This window comes from Pseudomonas sp. EA_35y_Pfl2_R5, assembly GCF_963970805.1.
Lineage (GTDB): Bacteria > Pseudomonadota > Gammaproteobacteria > Pseudomonadales > Pseudomonadaceae > Aquipseudomonas.
On record NZ_CAXAOW010000032.1, the window covers coordinates 1 to 5,277 of the forward strand.

Here is a 5,277-nt window from a genome sequence, read left to right on the forward strand (position 1 = left end):
TGTCGTGCTGCTTGCGCGGCTCGCTACCTCGAATTGGGTATGTGATTTGGTTTGTAGTTGTGCAAATTTTCGGCTGTTGCAGTCTTCATAGAGACACACAAACATCAAATTGTTTGGGTGTTATATGGTCAAGCCTCACGGGCAATTAGTATTGGTTAGCTCAACGCCTCACAGCGCTTACACACCCAACCTATCAACGTCGTAGTCTTCGACGGCCCTTTAGGGAACTCAAGGTTCCAGTGAGATCTCATCTCGAGGCAAGTTTCCCGCTTAGATGCTTTCAGCGGTTATCTTTTCCGAACATAGCTACCCGGCAATGCCACTGGCGTGACAACCGGAACACCAGAGGTTCGTCCACTCCGGTCCTCTCGTACTAGGAGCAGCCCCTCTCAAATCTCAAACGTCCACGGCAGATAGGGACCGAACTGTCTCACGACGTTCTAAACCCAGCTCGCGTACCACTTTAAATGGCGAACAGCCATACCCTTGGGACCGGCTTCAGCCCCAGGATGTGATGAGCCGACATCGAGGTGCCAAACACCGCCGTCGATATGAACTCTTGGGCGGTATCAGCCTGTTATCCCCGGAGTACCTTTTATCCGTTGAGCGATGGCCCTTCCATACAGAACCACCGGATCACTAAGACCTACTTTCGTACCTGCTCGACGTGTCTGTCTCGCAGTCAAGCGCGCTTTTGCCTTTATACTCTACGACCGATTTCCGACCGGTCTGAGCGCACCTTCGTACTCCTCCGTTACTCTTTAGGAGGAGACCGCCCCAGTCAAACTACCCACCATACACTGTCCTCGATCCGGATAACGGACCAGAGTTAGAACCTCAAGGTTACCAGGGTGGTATTTCAAGGTTGGCTCCACGCGAACTGGCGTCCACGCTTCAAAGCCTCCCACCTATCCTACACAAGTAAACTCAAAGTCCAGTGCAAAGCTATAGTAAAGGTTCACGGGGTCTTTCCGTCTAGCCGCGGATACACTGCATCTTCACAGCGATTTCAATTTCACTGAGTCTCGGGTGGAGACAGCGCCGCCATCGTTACGCCATTCGTGCAGGTCGGAACTTACCCGACAAGGAATTTCGCTACCTTAGGACCGTTATAGTTACGGCCGCCGTTTACCGGGGCTTCGATCAAGAGCTTCGCGTTAGCTAACCCCATCAATTAACCTTCCGGCACCGGGCAGGCGTCACACCCTATACGTCCACTTTCGTGTTTGCAGAGTGCTGTGTTTTTAATAAACAGTCGCAGCGGCCTGGTATCTTCGACCGGCATGGGCTTACGCAGTAAATGCTTCACCCTCACCGGCGCACCTTCTCCCGAAGTTACGGTGCCATTTTGCCTAGTTCCTTCACCCGAGTTCTCTCAAGCGCCTTGGTATTCTCTACCTAACCACCTGTGTCGGTTTGGGGTACGGTTCCTAATTACCTGAAGCTTAGAAGCTTTTCCTGGAAGCATGGCATCAACCACTTCGTCATCTAAAAGATAACTCGTCATCAGTTCTCGGCCTTGATTTCCCGGATTTACCTAAGAAACCAGCCTACAACCTTAAACACGGACAACCAACGCCGTGCTGGCCTAGCCTTCTCCGTCCCTCCATCGCAGTAATTAGAAGTACGGGAATATTAACCCGTTTCCCATCGACTACGCATTTCTGCCTCGCCTTAGGGGCCGACTCACCCTGCGTCGATTAACGTTGCGCAGGAAACCTTGGTCTTTCGGCGTGGGAGTTTTTCACTCCCATTGTCGTTACTCATGTCAGCATTCGCACTTCTGATACCTCCAGCAAGCTTCTCAACTCACCTTCACAGGCTTACAGAACGCTCCTCTACCGCTCAACTTACGTTGAACCCGTAGCTTCGGTGTATGGTTTGAGCCCCGTTACATCTTCCGCGCAGGCCGACTCGACTAGTGAGCTATTACGCTTTCTTTAAAGGGTGGCTGCTTCTAAGCCAACCTCCTAGCTGTCTAAGCCTTCCCACATCGTTTCCCACTTAACCATAACTTTGGGACCTTAGCTGACGGTCTGGGTTGTTTCCCTTTTCACGACGGACGTTAGCACCCGCCGTGTGTCTCCCGTGCTGACACTTGCTGGTATTCGGAGTTTGCATCGGTTTGGTAAGTCGGGATGACCCCCTAGCCGAAACAGTGCTCTACCCCCAGCAGTGATACACGAGGCGCTACCTAAATAGCTTTCGAGGAGAACCAGCTATCTCCGAGCTTGATTAGCCTTTCACTCCGATCCACAGGTCATCCGCTAACTTTTCAACGGTAGTCGGTTCGGTCCTCCAGTTAGTGTTACCCAACCTTCAACCTGCCCATGGATAGATCGCCCGGTTTCGGGTCTATACCCAGCGACTAAACGCCCTATTAAGACTCGCTTTCGCTACGCCTCCCCTATTCGGTTAAGCTCGCCACTGAATATAAGTCGCTGACCCATTATACAAAAGGTACGCAGTCACCCAACAAAGTGGGCTCCCACTGCTTGTACGCATACGGTTTCAGGATCTATTTCACTCCCCTCTCCGGGGTTCTTTTCGCCTTTCCCTCACGGTACTAGTTCACTATCGGTCAGTCAGTAGTATTTAGCCTTGGAGGATGGTCCCCCCATATTCAGACAAAGTTTCTCGTGCTCCGTCCTACTCGATTTCATTGATAAGAGAATTTCGTGTACGGGGCTATCACCCACTACGGCGGCACTTTCCAGAGCCTTCCACTATTCTCAAATCAACTTAAGGGCTAGTCCCCGTTCGCTCGCCACTACTAAGGGAATCTCGGTTGATTTCTATTCCTCAGGGTACTTAGATGTTTCAGTTCCCCTGGTTCGCCTTACACACCTATGTATTCAGTGTGTAATAACCAGCTTATGCTGGCTGGGTTCCCCCATTCAGAGATCTCCGGATCAAAGTCTGTTTGCCGACTCCCCGGAGCTTATCGCAGGCTACAACGTCTTTCATCGCCTCTGACTGCCAAGGCATCCACCGTATGCGCTTCTTCACTTGACCATATAACCCCAAGCAATCTGGTTACTGTCTCTAACGTGAAGACGACATTCGCCGAAAATTTGCAATTGAGAACTACAAATTTTACCTTGACCAAATTAATTACCAGTGAAAGTAATCAATCAGTCACTTCTATCACATACCCAAATTTTTAAAGAACGATTTTCTTACTGGTCAAAGACCAGAAATCAACATTCATCTACTAACAGTAGGAACGCTCATTTCTGAACTCTCAACGAGGCTGTATATGGTGGAGCCAAGCGGGATCGAACCGCTGACCTCCTGCGTGCAAGGCAGGCGCTCTCCCAGCTGAGCTATGGCCCCATATTCTTACAAGGCCAAACCCCACAACAATTGGTGGGTCTGGGCAGATTCGAACTGCCGACCTCACCCTTATCAGGGGTGCGCTCTAACCAACTGAGCTACAGACCCAATCGTCTTTCGCAATGAATCAAGCAATTCGTGTGGGAACTTATGAAGAAGCTGAAGTCTTCGATTAAGGAGGTGATCCAGCCGCAGGTTCCCCTACGGCTACCTTGTTACGACTTCACCCCAGTCATGAATCACACCGTGGTAACCGTCCCCCCGAAGGTTAGACTAGCTACTTCTGGTGCAACCCACTCCCATGGTGTGACGGGCGGTGTGTACAAGGCCCGGGAACGTATTCACCGTGACATTCTGATTCACGATTACTAGCGATTCCGACTTCACGCAGTCGAGTTGCAGACTGCGATCCGGACTACGATCGGTTTTATGGGATTAGCTCCACCTCGCGGCTTGGCAACCCTTTGTACCGACCATTGTAGCACGTGTGTAGCCCTGGCCGTAAGGGCCATGATGACTTGACGTCATCCCCACCTTCCTCCGGTTTGTCACCGGCAGTCTCCTTAGAGTTCCCACCATTACGTGCTGGTAACTAAGGACAAGGGTTGCGCTCGTTACGGGACTTAACCCAACATCTCACGACACGAGCTGACGACAGCCATGCAGCACCTGTGTCTGAGCTCCCGAAGGCACCAATCTATCTCTAGAAAGTTCTCAGCATGTCAAGGCCAGGTAAGGTTCTTCGCGTTGCTTCGAATTAAACCACATGCTCCACCGCTTGTGCGGGCCCCCGTCAATTCATTTGAGTTTTAACCTTGCGGCCGTACTCCCCAGGCGGTCAACTTAATGCGTTAGCTGCGCCACTAAATTCTCAAGGAATCCAACGGCTAGTTGACATCGTTTACGGCGTGGACTACCAGGGTATCTAATCCTGTTTGCTCCCCACGCTTTCGCACCTCAGTGTCAGTATCAGTCCAGGTAGTCGCCTTCGCCACTGGTGTTCCTTCCTATATCTACGCATTTCACCGCTACACAGGAAATTCCACTACCCTCTACCGTACTCTAGCTCAGCAGTTTTGGATGCAGTTCCCAGGTTGAGCCCGGGGATTTCACATCCAACTTACTGAACCACCTACGCGCGCTTTACGCCCAGTAATTCCGATTAACGCTTGCACCCTTCGTATTACCGCGGCTGCTGGCACGAAGTTAGCCGGTGCTTATTCTGTCGGTAACGTCAAAATAGCAACGTATTAAGTTACTACCCTTCCTCCCAACTTAAAGTGCTTTACAATCCGAAGACCTTCTTCACACACGCGGCATGGCTGGATCAGGCTTTCGCCCATTGTCCAATATTCCCCACTGCTGCCTCCCGTAGGAGTCTGGACCGTGTCTCAGTTCCAGTGTGACTGATCATCCTCTCAGACCAGTTACGGATCGTCGCCTTGGTGAGCCATTACCTCACCAACTAGCTAATCCGACCTAGGCTCATCTAATGGCGCGAGGCCCGAAGGTCCCCCGCTTTCTCCCGTAGGACGTATGCGGTATTAGCGTCCGTTTCCGGACGTTATCCCCCACCACTAGGCAGATTCCTAGGCATTACTCACCCGTCCGCCGCTCTCAAGAGAAGCAAGCTTCTCTCTACCGCTCGACTTGCATGTGTTAGGCCTGCCGCCAGCGTTCAATCTGAGCCATGATCAAACTCTTCAGTTCAATACTGCTTGGGTTTTGAGAAAACCCTAAACTTGGCTCAGCAATCGCAAAACTCTCAACTTAATGAGAGGTAACTCTCGAATTAACGAGTGTTGCTTTGTGATGCTGATAATCTTGCGACTAACAGTCTTACCTCACAAGCACCCACACGAATTGCTTGATTCAGTTGTTAAAGAGCGGGTTGGTTAAGCCTTTCGTCTCAACCGAGGCGCGCATTCTACAGCAGCCTCA

General features: G+C 51.2%; 2 tRNA genes and 2 rRNA genes. All 4 read right to left on the reverse strand.

Going from position 1 to position 5,277, the window contains the following annotated elements:
• Positions 1 to 124: 124 nt before the first annotated feature.
• The 4 genes from AACX99_RS21980 to AACX99_RS21995 all read right to left on the reverse strand — a co-directional run bounded on the left by AACX99_RS21980 (position 125) and on the right by AACX99_RS21995 (position 5,046).
• Positions 125 to 3,015 (reverse strand): 23S ribosomal RNA (locus AACX99_RS21980).
• 245 nt (positions 3,016 to 3,260) lie between these two features.
• Positions 3,261 to 3,336: transfer RNA gene (locus AACX99_RS21985), tRNA-Ala, on the reverse strand.
• A gap of 31 nt (positions 3,337 to 3,367) precedes the next feature.
• A tRNA-Ile gene (locus AACX99_RS21990) sits at positions 3,368 to 3,444 on the reverse strand.
• A gap of 65 nt (positions 3,445 to 3,509) precedes the next feature.
• Positions 3,510 to 5,046 (reverse strand): 16S ribosomal RNA (locus AACX99_RS21995).
• Together the 16S and 23S rRNA genes with 2 tRNA genes alongside form the textbook arrangement of a ribosomal RNA operon.
• Between the last annotated feature and the right edge of the window lie 231 nt (positions 5,047 to 5,277).